Source organism: Rhodanobacter sp. FW106-PBR-R2A-2-24 (assembly GCF_058789615.1).
Genome location: NZ_JBYTBV010000001.1, coordinates 168,704 through 187,278, shown reverse-complemented (window position 1 = coordinate 187,278; position 18,575 = coordinate 168,704). Strand labels below are relative to the sequence as shown.

The 18,575-nt window shown below is 65.5% G+C and carries 26 protein-coding genes; 7 read left to right on the top strand and 19 right to left on the bottom strand.

The genetic code is table 11. The features are described 5' to 3' along the window. Positions 1-28: 28 nt before the first annotated feature. Complete coding sequence (locus AC3WQA_RS00990; RefSeq protein WP_369488090.1) at positions 29-3,064, bottom strand: error-prone DNA polymerase; 3,036 nt, start codon at positions 3,062-3,064, stop codon at positions 29-31. 188 nt (positions 3,065-3,252) lie between these two features. On the opposite strand from AC3WQA_RS00990, the gene AC3WQA_RS00985 reads away from it, so the two are divergent. Beyond that, the gene (locus AC3WQA_RS00985) at positions 3,253-3,984 is read left to right on the top strand and encodes a hypothetical protein (protein WP_369488089.1); all 732 of its coding nucleotides are present in this window, start codon (positions 3,253-3,255) and stop codon (positions 3,982-3,984) included. A gap of 19 nt (positions 3,985-4,003) precedes the next feature. Here the strand turns inward: AC3WQA_RS00985 and AC3WQA_RS00980 are convergent, their stop codons facing one another. From AC3WQA_RS00980 to AC3WQA_RS00970, 3 genes are read right to left on the bottom strand one after another with little or no spacing between them, the layout of a single operon-like run. Continuing rightward, entirely contained in the window at positions 4,004-4,309 is a 306-nt protein-coding gene (locus AC3WQA_RS00980; RefSeq protein WP_492673268.1) for a hypothetical protein, read from the bottom strand. After that, on the bottom strand, positions 4,300-4,917 hold the full coding sequence (gene imuA / locus AC3WQA_RS00975; protein WP_369488087.1) for a translesion DNA synthesis-associated protein ImuA: 618 nt from the start codon (positions 4,915-4,917) through the stop codon (positions 4,300-4,302). Before imuA ends, AC3WQA_RS00980 begins: the two co-directional genes overlap by 10 nt. Before the next feature lie 15 nt (positions 4,918-4,932). After that, positions 4,933-5,577: a LexA family protein gene (locus tag AC3WQA_RS00970; protein ID WP_369488085.1), complete on the bottom strand. Its 645-nt coding sequence runs from the start codon at positions 5,575-5,577 to the stop codon at positions 4,933-4,935. A 156-nt stretch (positions 5,578-5,733) separates the two neighbouring features. Between AC3WQA_RS00970 and AC3WQA_RS00965 the strand changes: the two genes are divergently transcribed. The 3 genes from AC3WQA_RS00965 to AC3WQA_RS00955 are packed head-to-tail and all read left to right on the top strand — an operon-like array spanning position 5,734 to position 7,020. Next, the gene (locus AC3WQA_RS00965; protein ID WP_369488084.1) at positions 5,734-6,111 is read left to right on the top strand and encodes a hypothetical protein; all 378 of its coding nucleotides are present in this window, start codon (positions 5,734-5,736) and stop codon (positions 6,109-6,111) included. Beyond that, a complete protein-coding gene (locus tag AC3WQA_RS00960; RefSeq protein WP_369488083.1) occupies positions 6,108-6,344 on the top strand; it encodes a hypothetical protein in 237 nt (78 codons plus the stop codon). The genes AC3WQA_RS00965 and AC3WQA_RS00960 overlap by 4 nt, the downstream gene beginning before the upstream one ends. Further along, complete coding sequence (locus tag AC3WQA_RS00955) at positions 6,337-7,020, top strand: recombinase family protein (RefSeq protein WP_369488082.1); 684 nt, start codon at positions 6,337-6,339, stop codon at positions 7,018-7,020. The genes AC3WQA_RS00960 and AC3WQA_RS00955 overlap by 8 nt, the downstream gene beginning before the upstream one ends. Before the next feature lie 99 nt (positions 7,021-7,119). Here the strand turns inward: AC3WQA_RS00955 and AC3WQA_RS00950 are convergent, their stop codons facing one another. The 15 genes from AC3WQA_RS00950 to AC3WQA_RS00880 form a co-directional block, all read right to left on the bottom strand. Continuing rightward, entirely contained in the window at positions 7,120-7,797 is a 678-nt protein-coding gene (locus AC3WQA_RS00950; RefSeq protein WP_492673267.1) for an SOS response-associated peptidase, read from the bottom strand. 282 nt (positions 7,798-8,079) lie between these two features. Beyond that, on the bottom strand, positions 8,080-8,520 hold the full coding sequence (locus AC3WQA_RS00945; RefSeq protein ID WP_369488080.1) for a hypothetical protein: 441 nt from the start codon (positions 8,518-8,520) through the stop codon (positions 8,080-8,082). Continuing rightward, positions 8,520-9,098 carry a hypothetical protein gene (locus AC3WQA_RS00940; RefSeq protein ID WP_369488079.1) on the bottom strand — a complete coding sequence of 193 codons (579 nt, stop codon included), beginning with the start codon at positions 9,096-9,098 and terminating at the stop codon, positions 8,520-8,522. Before AC3WQA_RS00940 ends, AC3WQA_RS00945 begins: the two co-directional genes overlap by 1 nt. A gap of 108 nt (positions 9,099-9,206) precedes the next feature. After that, positions 9,207-9,650 carry a hypothetical protein gene (locus AC3WQA_RS00935; RefSeq protein WP_369488078.1) on the bottom strand — a complete coding sequence of 148 codons (444 nt, stop codon included), beginning with the start codon at positions 9,648-9,650 and terminating at the stop codon, positions 9,207-9,209. Positions 9,651-9,746: 96 nt separating this feature from the next. Next, a complete protein-coding gene (locus tag AC3WQA_RS00930) occupies positions 9,747-10,262 on the bottom strand; it encodes a DUF3617 domain-containing protein (RefSeq protein ID WP_369488076.1) in 516 nt (171 codons plus the stop codon). A gap of 22 nt (positions 10,263-10,284) precedes the next feature. Beyond that, on the bottom strand, positions 10,285-10,458 hold the full coding sequence (locus AC3WQA_RS00925) for a hypothetical protein (RefSeq protein WP_369488074.1): 174 nt from the start codon (positions 10,456-10,458) through the stop codon (positions 10,285-10,287). A 20-nt stretch (positions 10,459-10,478) separates the two neighbouring features. Then, positions 10,479-10,988: a DedA family protein gene (locus AC3WQA_RS00920; protein WP_369488072.1), complete on the bottom strand. Its 510-nt coding sequence runs from the start codon at positions 10,986-10,988 to the stop codon at positions 10,479-10,481. A gap of 44 nt (positions 10,989-11,032) precedes the next feature. Continuing rightward, entirely contained in the window at positions 11,033-11,479 is a 447-nt protein-coding gene (locus tag AC3WQA_RS00915; RefSeq protein ID WP_369488071.1) for a protein-disulfide reductase DsbD N-terminal domain-containing protein, read from the bottom strand. Beyond that, on the bottom strand, positions 11,476-11,835 hold the full coding sequence (locus AC3WQA_RS00910; protein ID WP_369488069.1) for a hypothetical protein: 360 nt from the start codon (positions 11,833-11,835) through the stop codon (positions 11,476-11,478). Before AC3WQA_RS00910 ends, AC3WQA_RS00915 begins: the two co-directional genes overlap by 4 nt. Beyond that, positions 11,832-12,086, bottom strand: coding sequence for a hypothetical protein (locus AC3WQA_RS00905; protein ID WP_369488068.1), 255 nt, complete (start codon positions 12,084-12,086; stop codon positions 11,832-11,834). The genes AC3WQA_RS00910 and AC3WQA_RS00905 overlap by 4 nt, the downstream gene beginning before the upstream one ends. A 186-nt stretch (positions 12,087-12,272) precedes the next feature. Further along, entirely contained in the window at positions 12,273-12,833 is a 561-nt protein-coding gene (locus tag AC3WQA_RS00900) for a hypothetical protein (RefSeq protein WP_369488066.1), read from the bottom strand. Next, positions 12,830-13,618, bottom strand: coding sequence for a hypothetical protein (locus AC3WQA_RS00895; RefSeq protein WP_369488064.1), 789 nt, complete (start codon positions 13,616-13,618; stop codon positions 12,830-12,832). Before AC3WQA_RS00895 ends, AC3WQA_RS00900 begins: the two co-directional genes overlap by 4 nt. Positions 13,619-13,847: 229 nt before the next feature. Beyond that, positions 13,848-14,588 (bottom strand): IS21-like element helper ATPase IstB, encoded by a 741-nt coding sequence (gene istB, locus AC3WQA_RS00890; protein ID WP_492673247.1) that lies wholly within the window; start codon positions 14,586-14,588, stop codon positions 13,848-13,850. A gap of 10 nt (positions 14,589-14,598) precedes the next feature. Next, entirely contained in the window at positions 14,599-16,125 is a 1,527-nt protein-coding gene (gene istA, locus AC3WQA_RS00885; protein ID WP_492673248.1) for an IS21 family transposase, read from the bottom strand. Between the two features lie 190 nt (positions 16,126-16,315). Then, positions 16,316-16,633 carry a helix-turn-helix domain-containing protein gene (locus AC3WQA_RS00880; protein WP_492673249.1) on the bottom strand — a complete coding sequence of 106 codons (318 nt, stop codon included), beginning with the start codon at positions 16,631-16,633 and terminating at the stop codon, positions 16,316-16,318. 38 nt (positions 16,634-16,671) lie between these two features. Here AC3WQA_RS00880 and AC3WQA_RS00875 point away from each other — a divergent pair, with 38 nt between their 5' ends. From AC3WQA_RS00875 to AC3WQA_RS00865, 3 genes are all read left to right on the top strand, one after another. Continuing rightward, complete coding sequence (locus tag AC3WQA_RS00875) at positions 16,672-17,079, top strand: helix-turn-helix domain-containing protein (RefSeq protein ID WP_492673250.1); 408 nt, start codon at positions 16,672-16,674, stop codon at positions 17,077-17,079. A gap of 68 nt (positions 17,080-17,147) precedes the next feature. After that, on the top strand, positions 17,148-17,702 hold the full coding sequence (locus tag AC3WQA_RS00870) for a hypothetical protein (RefSeq protein WP_492673251.1): 555 nt from the start codon (positions 17,148-17,150) through the stop codon (positions 17,700-17,702). Between the two features lie 177 nt (positions 17,703-17,879). Then, positions 17,880-18,557 carry a hypothetical protein gene (locus AC3WQA_RS00865; protein WP_492673252.1) on the top strand — a complete coding sequence of 226 codons (678 nt, stop codon included), beginning with the start codon at positions 17,880-17,882 and terminating at the stop codon, positions 18,555-18,557. Positions 18,558-18,575 lie beyond the last annotated feature (18 nt).

Sequence of the window (18,575 nt, the reverse complement as noted above, 5' to 3'; positions counted from 1 at the left end):
CCCAGTCCGGTGAGGGCCAGGTCTGAAGCTATGGCGGCGCGGATTGAACCACTGCCGCAATGAGGTGCACGGCACCATCGGCACGTTCGATCCGCCCGTCAATCCGAACCTCCGCAACAGTTCTCAGGAGCACTCGGTACCGCTCCGCGACGTCTGGCCATAGCACCACATTGAGCCAGGCCGTCTCGTCCTCGAGAGTGAGGAAGGTCACCCCACCCGCAGCCGGCGGCGATTGGCGCATTCCAATCACGCCGGCGACCCTCACGCGCTGACGGTGCCGGGCCGCGCCGGCCTGCGCAAGGGTGAGCCATCCTTCGCTGGCCAGCCGTGGGCGCCGGAGCGCCATTGGGTGCCCTGCAGGTGCGAGACCCATCGCTGCATAGTCCGCCCAGAGATTGTCGGCTGCGGTCGGCGTGCGCAGCGCCGGCGCCGCCTCGGTCGTACTGCCGAACAGCGGCAACGTCGCCTCGATGCCGCTGGCGACCCAGCGCGCGACGTGGCGGTGCCCTGCGAGCCCCTCGAGTGCGCCGGCGTCGGCGAGCAGCGGCAGATCCCGCTGATCCAGCGCCGCGCGGCGTGCGAGGTCGGAGACGTCGCGGAAAGGTGCCTCTCGACGCGCCTGCAGGAGACGTACGGCACTCTCGGCGCGAAAGCCGGAGATTTCGCGCAGGCCAAGCCGGATGGCGGCGCGCGGCCCTGCTCCCTCCAGTTGCGTCTCCCATCCACTGACGAGCACATCCGGTGGGCGGATCGCGATGCCGTGGCGCCGCGCGTCCTGGCCGAGCTGATCTGTGGTGTAGAACCCCATCGGCTGAGCGTTCAGCAACGCGGCGAGGAAAGCGCTCGGGTAGTGCGCCTTGAGGTAGGCGGACGCGTAGGCGATGAGGGCGAAACTCGCCGCGTGCGACTCCGGGAATCCGTAGGCTCCAAAGCCTCGGATCATCTCGAACACCTGCACCGCGAAGGCCTCCGTGTATCCGCGCTCGGTCATACCAGTGAGCAGCCGCGTGCGGAAATGCTCCAGCGTGCCGTGGCGCTCCCACGCGCCCATCGACCGGCGCAACTGGTCGGCCTCGCCCGCCGTGAAGCCGGCGGCGACCACGGCCAGCTGCATCACCTGCTCCTGGAAGATCGGCACACCCAGGGTGCGCTCCAGCACGCTGCGCACCTCGGGCGACGGGTAGCTGGCCACCTCCCTGCCCTGCCGCCGGCGCAGATAGGGATGCACCATCCCTCCCTGGATCGGGCCGGGCCGGATGATCGCGGTCTGCACCACCAGGTCGTAGAAGCACTTCGGCCGCAGGCGCGGCAGCATCGCCATCTGCGCCCTGCTCTCCACCTGGAACACGCCTACCGTGTCGGCACGCCTGAGCATGGCGTACGTCGCCGGGTCTTCGGCCGGGATGTCGGCCATCGACAGCGACACCCCGTGGTGGTGCTGGATGAGGCCGAACGTCCGGCGCAGGGCGGAAAGCATGCCCAGTGCCAGGATGTCGACCTTGAGCAGCCCCATCGTCTCGAGATCGTTCTTGTCCCACTGGATGACGGTGCGCCCCTCCATCGTTGCGGGCTCGACTGGCACCAGCTCGGCGAGCGGCGCGGCGCTGATGACGAACCCGCCCACATGCTGCGAGAGGTGCCGAGGCGTGCCGACCAACTGCATGGCCAGCACCAGCAGGCGGCGCATCGTCGGAGTGTCGACGTCGACACCGGTCTCAGCCAGGCGCGCCGGCACCGACGCGGCGTCGCCCCATCCGTCCATGGCGCGCGCCAGCCGGTCGATCAGATCCGGATCGAGGTCGAGTGCACGGCCCACGTCGCGCACCGCGCTGCGCGGTCGGTACGTGGTGATCGCCGCGGTCAGCGCCGCGCGGTCGCGGCCGTAGCGCGAGTACACGAACTGGATGACCTCCTCCCTGCGTTCATGTTCGAAGTCCACGTCGATATCCGGCGGCTCGGCGCGCTCCCGGGACAGGAAGCGCTCGAACAGCAGGTGTCCGCGTCCGGGGTCGACCTCGGTGATGCCCAGCGCGTAGCAGACGACGGAGTTCGCGGCCGAGCCGCGACCTTGGCAGAGGATCTGGCGCGAGCGTGCAAAGGCGACGATGTCGTGGACCGTGAGAAAGAAGGCTTCGTAGCCAAGCTCGGCGATCAGTGCGAGTTCGTGGTCGATCTGGGCCGCCTGCGGCGCCGGTACGCCTTTGGGCCAGCGCCGCGCCGCGCCCTCGGTCACCAGCGCGCGCAGCCATGCCGCCGGCGTCACGCCGACAGGCACGCTGTCCAGCGGTGGCCGGCATCCCAGCGTGCCAAGATCCAGCTCGCAGCGCGCGGCGATGCGCAGCGTCTCGGCGATCAGCGCGGGTGGGTACAGCGCAGCGAGATCCGCTGGCGCGCGCAGGTGGCGCTCGCCGTTCGGGAACAGGCGATCAGCGATACGCGCGACCGGCTCGCCGTGCCGGATCGCCGTCACGGTGTCCTGCAGGGCGCGCTGGCTGCGCGTGGCCATGTGCACGTCACCGGTGGCGACCAGCGGCAGGCCGGTGGCGTCGCCGATCGCGCGCAAGGCCGCCAGCGTTTCCACATCACGATCGCCACGGTGCAACTCGACGGCGAGCCAGGCACGGCCGGGAAAGGCATGCGCCACACGATCCGCCCGCGCCGCCGCGCCGGCGGGAACGTGGCCATGGTGGTCGGCGCCGCATAGTAGGGCGAGCAGCCCTTCGTGGTTCCCGACTGCGTCCTCCCAGCGTGCCTCGTAGCTTCCCTTCGCGGCGCGGCCGCGCGCCGCGGTGATGATCCGGCAGAGGTTCGTGTAGCCGGTGCGGTCGCTGGCCAACAGCACCAGGCGCGCGCCGTCTTCCAGCTCGAGCTCGCTACCGACGATCAACGGCACGCCGGTGGCGCGCGACGCCTCCAGTGCGCGGACGATGCCCGCCAGGCTGCACACGTCGGTGATCGCCAGTGCCCGGTATCCCAACGCAGCCGCTCGCTCGAACAGCGTGCGCGCGCTGGCGACTCCGCGCAGGAAAGAGAGATTGGAAACGCAATGCAGTTCGGCGTACATCACGACCCACCGTTTTCGTGCCGGGCCGCGACGCGTGCTAGGATCAGCTGAGGCGCCGGCCAGCGCCCGCTGCTCACCGATGGCAGACCCTCACGGGATGGCTTCCACTTCCTATTTCCTGATTCCCCTCTGCAGGCGAATCTTGGCTGTGAGCACCGGGCGTTCGCCTCCAGCGAGGAGTCAGCGTCATGCGTTTCATCCCAACCACGACCGCGAAGGTCGAAGCCCTCAAGAAGCAAGCCAAGCGCCTGCAGCGCAACGGCGGCGGCAAGCATGCCGACCTGCTGAACCGTGTCGCGCGCACCGCCGGGTACGAGCACTGGCACCACGTCACGTTGTGTCTGCGCGAGACCGAAGGCGTCGCCAGCGAGCGGACGCTTCAAGCGACTATCGAGCACATCCTCAACCTTGAGCGGCGCGGCGAGGCTGCCATTGTCGGCACCGGACCGGACACGTCGCGTACCCAGCCTTTCCTCGTGTTCTCGACCGGCATCGGCGACGCGTGGCTCCTGGATCCGGTCGAGCACCAGGCTTGCTGCCTGATGTGGCAGGGCCAGCGGCAGTCCCCCACGATCCGCGACCTCCCAGGCCAGTTGCAGATCCTCTGGGAAGGTAGCTACGCGCTGCGAGGCGCCTTCTTCGAGGTCGACCTCGAGCATCCAGCGATCGGCCACCGCGCGATCGCCGGCTACCCGGTCGACGCGCTGCGGGAATTCCTGCTGCCTGCGCAGCCGGCAGAGGAGACGATCGCCCAGGTGTTCGGCCAGGAAGACGCCGTGAGTATCACGCCAGACATCGTCCAACGCCTGGTGCACGAAGGCTGGAAGGCGGAACAACTCAGTGCCGCGATACGCCAGGGCGCTCGCTATTCTCCGGCAAGGAACACCGTGCTCTTCCCGCCGATGCAGGGGCCGGAGTGACCGCGCGCCCACCGCGGCGCTACCCAAACCAGCCATGGACGAACCAGGCGGCTGTGCGCAGGTCCTGGTAGACCCACAACGTCTCGCCGGCGCCGCCACGCGCGATGTAGTAGTCGCGCCGGGCGTCGGCATCCCACCAGCCCGACTCTACGCGCTCGGGCCCGGCCAGGAGGTCACCCGGTCTGCCTCGCCATGGCTGCGGCGAAGGCAGGAGCCAGGTGGGGCGATGGCGCGTTCCCGGCGGCGGCGTGGGGCCGAGCGCAGTGGGCGGCACTTCAAGGGCAAGCAAAGGGAAATGGCAGGCCAGCCACAGCATCACGTCCACGCGACCCGCACCGGTGGTACCGGTGGGCCGCGCCTCTTGAGCACGTCGACGTAGAGAGCTGCAGGCCCGGCGCCACGCAGGCCCAGCCGTAGGGCTGCACTGTTGGCGATCGCCGCCGGCGGGCCGAACACAAATCCCAGGCCGGCGCCGGTGGCCAGCGCGAGGGCGAGCCGCCGGCTGGTGCGGTCATCCAGTGGATCGGGCCACCAGGCCAACACCGCAGCGAAGGCGCCGCTCCGCAGGAGCTGCTCGGCCGCCCAGCGGCGATTACGCGGGTCACGGGCGTGCGCCACGGTGATCGCAGGGGCGTGGTGGCCCAGCTGCTGCAGCGCCGAGAGCACCGGCTCGGCCGGCGGATCGACGAACGCGACGCGTCCGCCGCGCTCGGCGGCGGTCAGCGCGCCGGCGAGCAGGCGGATCTCCCCGATGCCGGGGGTGCCCAGCTGCAGCTCCACCAGCGCGCCGCGCGGCCAGCCGCCGCCTGGCAATACATCATCCAGAGCGGGATGTCCGCTTGCGACCGTGCCCGGCAGCTGCGCCGCGGTCTCGCCGGCGCGGCGGACGCCAGCGGCGCGGAAGGCACCTTCCCAGGTTGGCAGGGCGAGCATGGCGGCAAATCCCCCTCACCGACCCGTCGCCGCGCGGCCGCGCCGGCCGAAGCTGCCGATCACGACACCCAGGATCTCCAGTGAGCGCTCCGGTCTCATCGGCTGATACTGCGGATCGGAGTTGCCGGGCTCGAGGTAAAGTCCGTTCGCGTCGCTGGCGAGGAACTTGATCGTCTCCTCCTCGTCGATCAAGGCATAGACGATGTCGCCCGGCTTAGCGTCGCGGCGATCCTCGAAGACGGCGGTATCCCCATTGAGAAGGCCAGCGTCGATCATCGATTCACCGCGGATCGGCACCAGACCCGTCACGGCCGGGTGCGGAGCGAGCCACCTGTCGATCGAGCGACGCTCGACGGGGAGGTCGCCGGTATCGGGCGAGCCGGCGGGCACCGGGCGGCCGATCGGGAAGCCGGCGAAGTTTTCGCCGGGCATGAGCCGTCCGGCGTGGCCGCGCAGCACGAGGCCGGCGTCCACCAGCAGGTCGATCACGCAGGCCAGCGAACTCTTGCTGGTGGTGATCTTGTTGGACTTCAGCTCCGCCTGGAGCTCGCTCAGGCTCGGCATCACGCCGTGCTTCACGTAGTGCTCTCGCAGGGTGGCCTCCACAGCGGGGGCGGACTCCTTGAAGGGCACGGGACGGCGATAGGCGGCGGCGCACATGACTTTCGTTCAGCTTGGACGAACGTCCAGACTACTCGCGTCCGGTCAGGACTGCAAAACCAGCTACCCATCCCCCGATGGAATTTTTCTACGGACCTTAGCTCATGAGCTAGGCGCATTTGGATATACTTAAAATAACCAATCAAGGCGATGCACATGGAAACCCCGCAGACCCTCACCCTTCCGCTCCCGGCCCAGTTCATCGCGCTTTGTCGCGGTCACGGTCTGACCCCGGCCCAGGTGCTGGCCGCTTTCATGGCCGATCTGGCCGAGACGGCCGACAGCAACGGCAGCGACGAGCGCATGCACGCGACGAACTGGTTCGATCGTGTCATCTGGCCGGAACGCACCTACGAAGTGGTGGCCCGACCGGCCGAGCTGGGCGGTGGCTGGAAGGTGCGGTTTCTTGTCGACGGCGAGGAAGTCGGCGGTGGCGTGTTCCCTGCCGACCCCGCCGACCAGGACGCGACCGAGGAAGCCAGGTATCAGGCCGAGGAGGAAGCGGAGCGCTGGTTGAAGGGTGGTGCGGCATGAACACCCAGGACTTGGCTGCGCAGTATCGCGCATCCAACAAGGGCGACGAGTCCACCGAGGGCTACGTCCTGATTTATCTCGGCCGCGCCTTCGGCTGGAAGCGGGTGCTTACCGAGCCGGGGACGGTTTGCCCGGGCGTGCTCGCCGTCGACGTGGCTGGGCAGGTATTCGAGGCCCAGGGCGGCAACGACTACGACGGCGCGTTGCGATGGACGGTGGCACAGGATGCTTGATCCTCTCGATTCGGGCACCCAGCCGATGCCGCTCAATCCGGGCCTGCGTCCCAAGGTCGCCCGCGTCTACCTGCGCGTCAGCTCCGAGGCGCAGGATCTGGAGCGTCAGGAAGCGATCGTTGAGGCCGCCAAGGCCGAGGGATACTACGTGGCCGGGGTCTACCGGGAGAAAGCTTCTAGAGCCCGCGCCGAACGCCCTGCCCTACGTCGCCTGGTCGATGATCTTCAGCCCGGTGATGTGGTGATCGCGGAAAAGATGGATCGCATCAGCCGCCTCCCCCTACCGGAGGCCGAGCAGCTGGTGGCCAGCATCCGGGCCAAAGGGGCGCGCATGGCTGTGCCCGGCGTCGTGGACCTCGCCGAGCTGGCTAGCGAAAGCCAGGGCGTGTCCAAGACCGTGCCGGAGGCTGTCCAGGACTTGCTCCTGAAGCTCGCGCTGCAGATGGCACGTGACGAGTACGAGACCCGCCGTGATCGACAACGCCAGGGCATCGAGTCGGCCAAGCAGAACGGCCGCTACGAGGGACGGAGGCCCAATGTCGGAATGCATGAACGAATCGTCGCGCTGCGTTTGTCGGGGCGAAGCATCGCAGACACGGCGCGGCTTGCCGGGTGCAGCCCTAGCCAGGTCAAGCGTGTGTGGCGCGATCGTCAGGCTGGATCCATCAATGGGTAAATTTTGAGGGGCAAGACCTCGCCGCACGCATCCTCACGACGACGCGGAAGCTGCCGCCACTGCGGACACGAAAAGTCGATCAGCACGCGCTGACACAGCCTACTCTTCTGGCGGCCTGAACGGCTCGAGCAGCCCCGGATCGTCGTCCCGCGCCGCATTGACCCTGCGGGAGACCGGCCGCACCATCAGATCCGGCACAGGGGCCGCCATCATCAGGGCCATCGCCTCGTCCGGCGTCGCGCGCAGGTATTCCTCCACCAGGTCGGCCGGGATGAACACCGGCATACGGTCGTGGATCGTTGCAGCTTCGCCATCGGACACCGTGGTGATGACCGTGCAAGATCCCGCTTCGTCGTCATCCTGGAGTGGGTGCCGCGGCTCCCATAGCCCGGCCACGAACAGATCGTGCCCGTCTGCCCTCGCGATGAAATAGGGCTGCTTCACCTTGCCCACCTGACGCCACTCGTAATAGCCGGCCATGGGGATGATGCACCGGCGCGCCTTGAACGCCGCTCGGAATGCGGGCTTCGTGGCCACCGTCTCGATGCGTGCGTTGAACGTCGAGTAGGACTGCTTGAGATCCTTCACCCAGAACGGAAGGAGACCCCACCGCAGCCGGCGGACCGCGAGCTGATCGTCGTTGTCGAGGATGACCGCCGCGCGCTGGGTGGGCGCCAGGTTGTACCGCGGCATGAGGTTCGCTAGCTCGCTGGCCAAGTGCGGCGCCGACAGGTCGCCGGGAAAGCGCAGAGGAAGCTGGACAAAGCGGCCGCACATGCGCCAGAGCTTAGCACCAGCGGCGAGATCCTCAGGTCTGGAATCTCTCGGGCTCGGGCCGACGAGTGCGGACGAACGTGTGGCCGCGCTCGATCCTTTCGGTGTGCATGAGCCTGCCTGTCCCATCGCTTCGCAGCGGCGTATTAGCTCGGTGGTCACCCTACACAGACCCGCTAGGCGGTCACTCGCCGAAGCGATTATTCAACCGAATCGCCAGCCCTCAGAGGCGACATGCCACATGCACTTTTCCAGGCGTAGGAGATGCCGACGGGCGCCAGGTAACTATGGGAGTTTGCCCTTGCATGCTTTAAGCACGCGAGGTGGCATGTCCAACTGGCGAGGGTAGTCATTGTCCGTGTAGCTGCGCTTGGTATCGATGATATTGGCCGCAAGGGTCAAGCATTTCCCTTTGATGTTCTCGCTGAGTCCATCCACAACCAGCAGCCCTTCGACCTGCGTTGGGTAGAGGTACCCCGTGAAGGCACACGGAAATGCTTGCTCCGGCGGTTTCGTACCATCCGGCAATCTGGCATTACGCAGTTCACTGCAAGCTTCCTCGTCAAGGACGACATGCTCAGCATAGCCAGAGCCATAGGGCATCACGCCCAGCTTCAGCGTGATGCACAACGCCGCCGGCAATGCCATAACGGCGATGCCGATCAATAGGCGCCTACTGAGCCGTGCAACGGCTTCGGCACCGGGCTGCTTCGGCTTGGGGGACATCACTCCGTATCTCTGGGAAGGAGTGCGCTTGCCGGCCCTACCACGCACCCTCGCAGCAAGTCATATAGCCCACGGAGCTGGATCCGCGCGATGGCGTCCGGCGTAGCGCCGCCATTCCCCGCCGACCGTTGCAATATCGCGTGCAGAGTCATCGCGTAGTAGCCGGCGGAGTCGCCGCGGATGAAGGTGCCTGGCCAATCTCCACCGAACCGGACAGCGCCGCTCTCCACACGTGGCTCTTGCGCCGGTAGTTCCCTCACCACATGCGCGACCGCCGGCAGCGTAGTCGGAACATCGCGGAACCGCCGCTCAATAGGGCTGGTTGCGCCAAGCATCGAGGCGATGCGCTCCGCGACTTGTTCGAGATGGGAGTTATCCGTGTAGTGGTGCTCGTAGCGGAGGGTGCAGAAACAGTGCGGCTGCGCTCCTGGGGCCTCGCTCTGCATCATCACGTGGCGATTGCCAGTTATGTCGCTTTCGATCCAGACCGCATTGGCATACGCCTGCACAACGGCGGCTACCGGCATCATTACCTTGTTTCGTGAGCCCTCGGCGCCATCTTCGTTTGCGTTGGTCATTTCCTTTGTCTCCTTAGAGCCGCGTCTTCATCCGCCTGCCCTTGCGGTCTACCGTCCATTCGAACGCTGCAGGGCACAGTCAGCAATCCAGGTATGGAATGACGCCGGTCACTCCAGCGCGGACAGAGCTGCATGTTCAACGCATGCTTTTCTGATCGCTTCGCCTGCGAGGCCGGCAAGGTAGGCCGTCGCCTTTGGCGCGCCATCGACGAGGGTCAGGTGTCGCTCCAGCGACGCTACCTCGAGGGCGATGAGGTGCCGGCCCTGTTCCCGAACGGCCGCGACGTACTTGGCGGTGGCCTCCGATCCCCTCCAGTCACGATCCACCGCGCCAGGCACGTCGCGCAGATCCGCCTGCGGATCGTTGGTAAAGATGCTCTGAACGGCCAGTGTGGCCGCGCCAGCAACCATGTCGAGCAACGGGATCGGGCAGTAGAGGAAGACCTTGAAAGCCACAGAGTCCTCAAGCGATCCTCCCGCACCGGCAGCTACGCGTGCAGCTGCGATACTTGCTGCCGTCATGGGCGTCGCGTAGATGTTGACGATGTTCATCGTTTGACTCCGTTCACCTCAGTACAGCCCGCGTCAACGCGCAGCCCCTATTGATCGCATCAACCTAATTCGCTCGTACAGCGTGCGGAACCTCTGCTATCGGCACTCGCCTGCCCAGTGCCCAGAAGCGGTGATCTGCATGGTCATGGGCTGCGGGCGCGTTGCGTCGTCACTCAGCGTGGTGCTGATGTTTCCGTCCAGCGTGACCGTCCGCCCGTCCTTCCCTGTGGTCACGTCCAGGGACTCGCTCAGTGCGTGGTCAGTGCCGTCGTCGGTCGTCACGCAGGACATTGTCGCGTGGTATCCCGTCGCGGTCGGTTTCGCCACCGGCGCCGTGCATTTCGTAATGGCCTGGCCCTCCGGCTTGATCATAGGGGGCTCGCCGTCCGTCTCCAGGCAGAGCTGCCACTGTCGAGGCAGGGACGCAATCGGCTTGCCCTCGATTGCGACGTTCACCTTGCCGGCGTACTCCCACAGGCCCTTCCTCGTGAGGTCTGGCGCGCCACCGGAAGCGCGCGCGCGCGCGGAGCCCGGAGGCGTGTGGGAGTTGCACCCGGTGAACAGGACGGTGGTGGCGGCCATGATGGCCACGTATAGGAGGCGCGTGTGCATGGCGAATTCCTTGGGCGCAGCTTCAGTGGTGCTTCACGAACCAGAGGACGGCCAAGCCGGCAAGAATCAGCCACGTGACGAGACGGATTGATTTCCCATGTGCCTGCGCCCAAGCCTCGCCCTTGTTTGCTGCATCTACGACGCGGGTGGTGGCCACTTCCTTCGTCGTTGCAGCGACATCGCTTTTCGAATCCATGACGCGGAGCTCCAGTGAGATCAAAGGGAATTAAGGAGGTGGATGGCATAGGCCCCTCCCCCTAGATGCGATGCGGACCACAGCGCCGATGCAGCAATGTCCGCAACGACAAACCTGCCGACATGCAGGCCACTCATGCCCGCAACCAGCGGCATGACTGATCGCATCGGTGGGCACAACCTGCCGATCAGTACGCCGACCTCGCCGCGCCAGCGCACCAGGCGTTTGGTGCGATCGATCCAGGCCCCGTGGCGCATGAGGGCTGGGCGCGCGAGGAACTGCTGCCCGCGGGTTCGGCCCCACCGGTAGGACAACGTGTCGCCAGCGATGGCGCCGACGGCCGCGCACAGGATTAGCGGCACCAGCATGCCCAGAGCGTGCGAGCTAGCCGCACCGACCGCGATCAGGATCGTACTGCCCGGCATGAATGTTCCTACCAGGGCGAGACCTTCGACGAACGCGACCAGCGCGATCAGCGCGCCCGACCACGTCCCGTGCGCGACGATGAAAGAGGCAAAGGCCTGCAGCATGTCCGTCTCCGTGCGAGGGCTATGGCGTGTTAGTGCGCGGAAGCTCAGTGGGTGACGCTAGCGAACTGCCGGATGGGTACCGTGACGTCGTAGGGCGGGAAGCACACGAGGGGGTCGGTGTGGTGGCACCCCCCGACCTCGACCTTGAGTGCTGGGCTCGTCGCGCCATCGGCGACGGTGTAGGGCACGCTCATGACGAAGCGGCCCTCATACACCGCACCAAGGCCGAGGCTCGGATCATCGGCGATGTAGCCGGCGGGCAAAGACAGCGCCCCGATGCGCACTTGGGCATCGCTGGCCGCGACCTTCACCCGGTCGCGATAAATGGCGTAGCCGGGTGCGATCGACCACGTGAGTACCACGCGGCCCGGCGACTCGCGCACTGCGCTAATCTGGAATGCCTGAGATGGGTCAAGGAGATCCTGCGCTGGCGCTGGCGATGCCGCCACGACCAGGAGCAGGAATGCCAGATGGAGAATGATGCGCTTCATGCGGCTACCCGATCGGTGTCGTCTGGGGTTGGGGAGGAAGTGCCGTCGAGCCGGTCGCGCAACAGTGTGACGATGAGCCCTGCCTCCGCATGTGCGTCGGGCGGCGAATGCCGCACGGCACTCCGGAAGGCGTTGCAGAGCCAGTACGACTCGTCGTCGTCTCGCAGAAGGCCACGGACGTTGAACATGGGCGTACCCGGGTCGAGCGCGCGTTGGAGCGCCTGTGCGTCCTTTAGGGCCCGTTCTCGCGGCCGCCGCTCCCAGGCCAGCATTAGCCAATAACGGAACCAGCCGGAACGCCCCGGATCGGCCATGGCAGCGCGATACGCCGGCGTGTCGCCGCGCTGGATAGTCACTGCACACCCCCCTGCGCGAGCACCACGCGTTCGCGCTCGGCGAGCACCGCAGCCAGCAACTCTGCATCCCTGGCCGCATCTACTGGATCGCGCGCCAACGCCGAGCGCAACACGTCCTTGAGCCAATACGAAACGGCTGGATCGTTAAGGAGGCCATCCGGACTGGGTGGCATGACCGCGTCCCCGTCGCCGTCAGGTGGCAACGGCGGCGGATTCCGGGGGCAGACGGTGTGCGGCGAGTTGGGTTCCATGGCCAAAGTCTAGTCACCGGGTCAGAACGCCCGAGCTCGAAACTGGCCTGTTTGGAGCCCCTTTTCTCGGAGTGGTCGCACCCCCTAATGGTCCTGTTCGACGCCGGCTGCGCTCTGCATGGCAACGGCTCAGCGAGCCGGTGGTGCGCCCGCTTCCGCACAATTCAAGGTGTGGGTCGCATCCGCCTATTCCAGCCCCGAATCCTTCCAGCCCATCCGCTGCAGTCGACGCCGGTTACCGGGCGTCATGCGGTCGATCTTTTGCTTGATGCTCCACATAATGCCGGCGCGGACGCCATTGCGACCGATCACCTCGCTGGCACCGTCGTCTGCCTCGAGTTCTCGCCGAGGGAGATTCGCCCACACCATGAGGCCTAACGAGCCGAAGCCGATGACCAGGCTCAGAAGGCTCGATCCGGCAATCTGTACCAGCAGGGTCATCGCGCCCGTGCACAGCACAATCCCGATGGCCGCTAGCGGATGCCCGTGGCTCACCCGAGCCCACAGCCGGCTGAGGATGTACTGCCTCGCATAGAACGGAACGTGGAGCAGGTCCCGACCGACAACGACCCACCCCAACCACAGGAACACACCTCCGTACAAGCGCGCCACCCATGGGGCGACGAAGACGAGCTGGCCAGAAATCCAGCGGCCCCAGCGCGTCGGCGTACCCTCTCGAAGCCGTGCGTAGTCCGCCTGCCAGTCGGCCTCGGCCTCGGCATCCGTGCGAAGTGGTCGATCCGTCATCCGGGATCCCCGCCCGTTCGCTCACGCATCGGCGCCACGTCCTGCGGCGCCCCTTTGCCGCGGCCCTGCCACGCACCAGTGGTGTCCACCACATCCCCCGTTCTCGCCCGTAACGCGGCGCGTTCCTCGTAGTCGAGGCACGGCAGTCCGCCACACAAATGGCCCTGGCCCAGCCAGATCACGCCATACCGATACCACGCGAGTCCACGAGCAGATGCGGTGAACACGTCATGGCCAGCGGACCACGAGAATTGCTCCGGCGTATTTGACAGCAGCACGCGAGAGGACGCGTAGGGAAGTGCGCTGCGTTCCTTCCATGCCGCCTCGAGGAGGCTCTCCAGAACCTCGACCGGCCGGGTGGCCAGGGCCGCGTTCACGGCCTTTACGACCTCCTCCGCCTGGTACAACGCCCTCATGTTGCCGCGATGGGCGGATTCCACAAACTGCACCACGTCGCGCAGGAGGTGGACCGAGTAGACGGCCATGGCCTCCAGTGCAATGTGGAAGTCACTGAATTTCGGTGAGGCCTCCGGGAACTCCCGTTCGCACCTGAAGCCAGTGACCATCGCCGCGACCGGCCACAGCATGAGCTCCATGCGCTTGACCCGGTCGTCCCCCGGATAGCCCAGGCGCTGGTAGGAACGCCGAAGGAGAGCCAGCGGATCGCCCTGATTCTCCGCGACGTCGCGCAATGCCTGGCGGAACCGCAGACCGAGCGACACCGGCTGGCTACCGAGCATGGCGTCTAGGATCAGGGGAACGGCGGGAGTGTCGAGCATCGGCATGGTCAGTTTCCGGAAGGCTGCAGATCCACCTGGATCGTGGCGTACGGGTTGATCGTTGCCGAGCCCGTCGGCGCGGACAGTGTGACTGCAAAACGCCAGCCGGTTAACCACCTTTGCCACAGCGATTGACCGCGGCCGGCAACCCAGCTGACCACCGTCGCCTGCGGCGCTATCCAGCTTCGCCAACAGACTATCCACCGCCGGCACCTCGCTGCCCGGCGCAGGCAGTCTACTGACCGCTGCGGTTTTTCACCCGCCGCATGGATTCGCCCTTCAGATCCAGCTTAACGCTGCTGTGGACGAGCCGATCGAGGATCGCGTCGGCCATTGCTGGATCGTTTATGTAGGAGTGCCAATCCTTGACGGGCATTTGACCCAGGATGATGGTGGCGCCGCTGCCCACCCGATCATCCAGCACTTCGAGCAGATCCGAGCGCCCGCGATTCGTCAGCGCGGTCAACCCGAAGTCGTCGAGGATCAGCAGTTGCGCCTTGCTGAGCTGGTTGCGCTGTCGCGCGATGGTTCCGTCCTCGTGCCCGATGGCCATCTCTTCCAGCAGCCGGGCGGTTCGGCGGTACGCAACCGTGAAACCCAAGCGCGCGGCCTGGACGCCGAGGGCGCAGCCGAGCCAAGTCTTGCCAGTGCCGGTGGCGCCGGTGATGAGCACATTCCGGTGTGCGCCGATCCAGAAGCCGGTCAGCAGATCCGCCATCACGGCTTTGTCCAAACCACGCCCCGGCCGATAGTCGATCTCCTCGGGTGCGGCGATGACCTTGAGCTTGGCGTTCTTCAGAAGGCGCTGATAGCGTTGGTTGTCACGTTGCGCTTTTTCGGCCTCGACCAGCATTTGTACGCGCTGCTCGAAAGCCACGCTGGCGAACACGGTATCGCTCATCTGGTGGGCGAACGCCTCGGCCATGCCGGCGAGGTGCAAGTCGCGCAGTTGCTCGATGGTTTGCAGGTGTGACATGAGGTATCCCCTATTCGTAGTCGGTGGCGCCGCGCACGTTCTGGTGCGGTGCGATGGGGTCGTTGGCCGCCGCGTCGTCTTGCAGCGGTGTGTTCTCGATGCCGCGCGACAACATCGAGCGGACGGAGGTGATGGTGATCGCGCGCATGCGCAGGGCCCGCGCGCAGGCTCGGTCGAGCCGTTCCGTGCCGAAGTCTCGGGCCAGCCGTTTGAGCCCGCGGAAGGCCTGCATCGAGGCGGCAGCGGAATGGGCTTGCTGGTGTTGCTGCATGAACTGGTGGACAGACGGCCCGACGGTTTCCGCCCAGGCGACGAGCTCTGCCATCTGCTCTTCACCGTACAGCCGGTGCGCAGGCGGTTGGTGCTCCTTCTTGATGAACACGCCATCGACACCGAACGAACGGCGATGCGTGGCCACCAACTGCCCGCGGTGATACGCCTCGACCGTGGTCGTCGTGACCCGCAGATTGACCTTGCGCGCCACCAGGCTGAAAGGCACTGAGTAGTAGTTGCGCTCCCAGACGACGCAGTAATCCTGCGGAACCGTGACGCCAATCTTCCACTCGGCATACTCGTAGGGCTGCACCGGCAGCGCGCGCATCGCTGGCCGATCCAGCTCCTCGAACAACTCGTTTCGGCTCATGCCGCCACGCGTGCGCATTCCTTTGCTGTTGAGGCGTACCAACAGCTCGTCGATTGCCTGGTTGAGTTCGGGGAGCGAAAAGAACGTGCGGTTCCGCAGCCGCGCAAGGATCCACATCTGGGCCAGGCGAACACCACCTTCGACGGCCGCCTTGTCCCGCGGCTTGCGCGCGCGGGTGGGCATCACCGTCAGGTTGTAGTGGTCGGCAAAGGCCTGGTAGGTGGGGTTGATGTAGTGGCCATCCTTGCGGGAGATGCTGACCACGGCGGACTTGAGGTTATCGGGGACGAGGTAGAGCGGGACGGCACTGAAGAACGCCAACGCGTGCACATGCGCATCGATCCAGTCGGGCAACTGCTGCGTCGCCGTGCAATAGGCAAAGGTCTTGCGGCTGGAGCCCAGGACGCCGACCCACAATTCCGCCGGCGTCTTCACGCCGGTGTCGGGATTTGTGATCGAGGGGCGCTTGCCCGAGTAGTCGACGAAGAGTTCTTCGCCCGGGCGTCGCACCTGGCGCATGACCACGCCGAGCGTGCGCTTGTAGCGGTCGTGGCGTCGCCGGAATTCCCGATCGGACATGGGCTCGGTGTCGAGTGAGGAGGCGTATTCCTCATACAGCAGCGTGATCGTCACCCCGGGGCGGGAAAGCTCCTGATGGACGTGAGACCAGTCCGGTTCCACGAACTTCTTTCGTATCCGCTCACGGCCGTTGTTGAGGCGCGCATCGAGCGCTTCTTCGGAAAGTTCGCTCACACGTTCCCAGGTCAGCCCTTCTTCTCGCAGGCGGTCGCGGTAGCGGCCGGCGGTGTGATGGTGCACATGGCAGATCTGTCCGACCTTGCGGTTGGACAGGTCGGTGATCAGCAATAGCCGGCATAAGCTCTTCAGAACCATGTCAAATTCTCATGCGGAGGGGATCGGGCGAGCGCTGCCGTCCGTCGCGCCGCCGTTCAGGGCGGCGCGGTTGACAGGATCGGCGGGGGCGCATGAGAATGCGTACGTCGGTGGTCACTCGACAATGGCAATCTCAAAGGGCTGGCGTTTGCAGACGCTGGCCCTTTTTGCGCTCGCGGTTCGGGGTGGGTTAACCGATGGCGGTTCCGGGCGAGGCGTTTCCTGTGGGCGAAGGCGGGGCGGCGCGCTGGAGCACCGGGTAGCGATCCGGCCAGAGCTGATCGGGTGTCGTCGAGAGCGTGGTCGCGATCTGTGCCTCTATACGCTGCGAGCGCCGATATCCTTGGCTCACCGAGGTGACAGTCGTCGGCTGCACGCCGAGTTCTCTCGCCACTTGCGCCAATGAACTGCCCGCCTGCCGCAGGCGTGCCTTGATCCGTTCATGGCGTTTCCTTTCGTGGCGCAAGTCGTTACCCTCTACGGCATGTATGAGACTCAATATAGGCATATATGAGTAGCATTGCAACGCCAGAACAAAACGCTGCTATGGGTCAACGACTGGTAGCTGTGCGGGCCAGCACCGGCCTGAGCCAAGGCGCCTTCGCCGATACCCTGGGATTGTCACTGCGTGCGTATGCCAACTACGAGCGCGGCGAACGTGAGATGCCGGTCGCGTTGTTTCGTGCCTTGTACGAGACCTACGGTATCGATCCGGTCTGGCTACTGGCTGGTCCCGGTGAACAGCCGATCAAAGCGGCCACGCGCACGATGGACTTCGCGCTCGTCGATCAGATCATCCGATGCGTTGATACCGAGCTAGCCACATTGAGCAAGAAGCTCAAGCCAGCCATGCGTTTGCGGATACTGAAGGCTGCCTATGCTCTGAGTACCGAGAAGGGGCGTGTGGAGCCGGGACAGGTGAAGGAACTACTCGCCATCGCGGTGCGCCGATGAACGAACGACCCGAGCAAGATGGGCACTCGTACCGTTCCGTCATTCTTTTTCCCAGGAGTAGTTCGTCCATGAAAGAGCACGACATCAAGTGGAACCAATTGAAGTCCGAGTTGGTGGATGCCGTCCGCGAAGGCGCGGCGGATGCGGAGGTGCTCTCGCTGGAGGCTCGTGACCGCTTGGCACAGGAAGAAGAACGGGCCTTCCGTACGCGCTTCCGATGTGATCGGCCTCAACTGGATCGGCAAAACCTGATCCGTCTGAAGCATGAAGCCGACCTCACGGATCGGGAAATACGCCTGCTACTGTTTACACACTCGCTTCGTTTTGGCAGCGAAAGCGTGCACTTTGCGGCATCCCTGCGCGGCTTGGCCTTGTTCGGCCGTATCGTCATGGGCTTCCTGGGATTCGAATTGCTTGAGGCATGGTACCTGGCCTCGCATTCGCCGCTGCCCGTACCGGTTTTGCTGCTTCGTCTCGTCGGCGTCATGGCCATGATGCTGGCGATGGGCTGGGGTGTGCAGCAGATCTACCTTAGGCCGCGACAGATTCAGTGCCGTGTATCTGTGCGGTGCGGCGGGGCTACGGACGAGGGCTTGTGGCGTCGCCTATGGCGTTGCCGATGAGGCACTGAGGTCGATGAGACGATAGCAGGACAGTTCATCTCGGCGCAAGATCTTGCTTGTTGACGTCTATGCGCAGGCGAAGAGATAGTGCGTGTGATCGCCTGCCGCGATGCGGCTCATGGCGACATCATCGAATCAGGGCCTGGGGAGTCGCTGATGTCAGGGAAGACAAGGGGCATGAAATCGTTCCGTAGCCCGGTCAAGACTACAGGTCTTGAGGTTTGTGGACGCCATTGGCGCAAGGTGACCACAGGTCTGGCGCTCACCTTGTTGCTTTTGCTCAACCGCGCTGCACGCGCGGCGGATGGCAAACCTTTGCAGCCCATTTGCAGTGCTGATCGTTGTGGCCTGCTCGTCGACGGCGCTTATCCTCACCTGGTCATTGGCCGGCTCGCGAGCGTGGGCACGCCGGCGGACATGAACCAGGTTTTCCACTGGGCCAAGTCGCACGGCTACTGGAAAAGCCTGCCCGTTTCGATAACACCCTACCTGCACGATGTGCAGATGGTGACGATCAACGTGCCCAAGGGAACAACCAACCAGTCGTTAACGCTCTTCATGCTGCGCACCGAATTCACCGCCGCGCCGTATCACGTGGGCGATCTGGTGCGTTACGCCCCGCACGACGCCGCGCACGACGAAGCCGCCACCGGCAGTGCCGACGACCTCACGCTCTTCCACGATCTGACCGGTTGCGTGGCAGTGCTTTGCCAGAAAGGCGATGGCGCCTGTTTGGCGCGCTACCGGCAAGGTGCGTTTCGTCACACCGACGGCCAGCAGGTCAGCACCACCTCGGGGCGGCCTGTTTCTCCCAGCACACGCATCGATCCGATTTCGCTTCTCCCCCTTCACTGATTCAACGGCGTTGGTTCA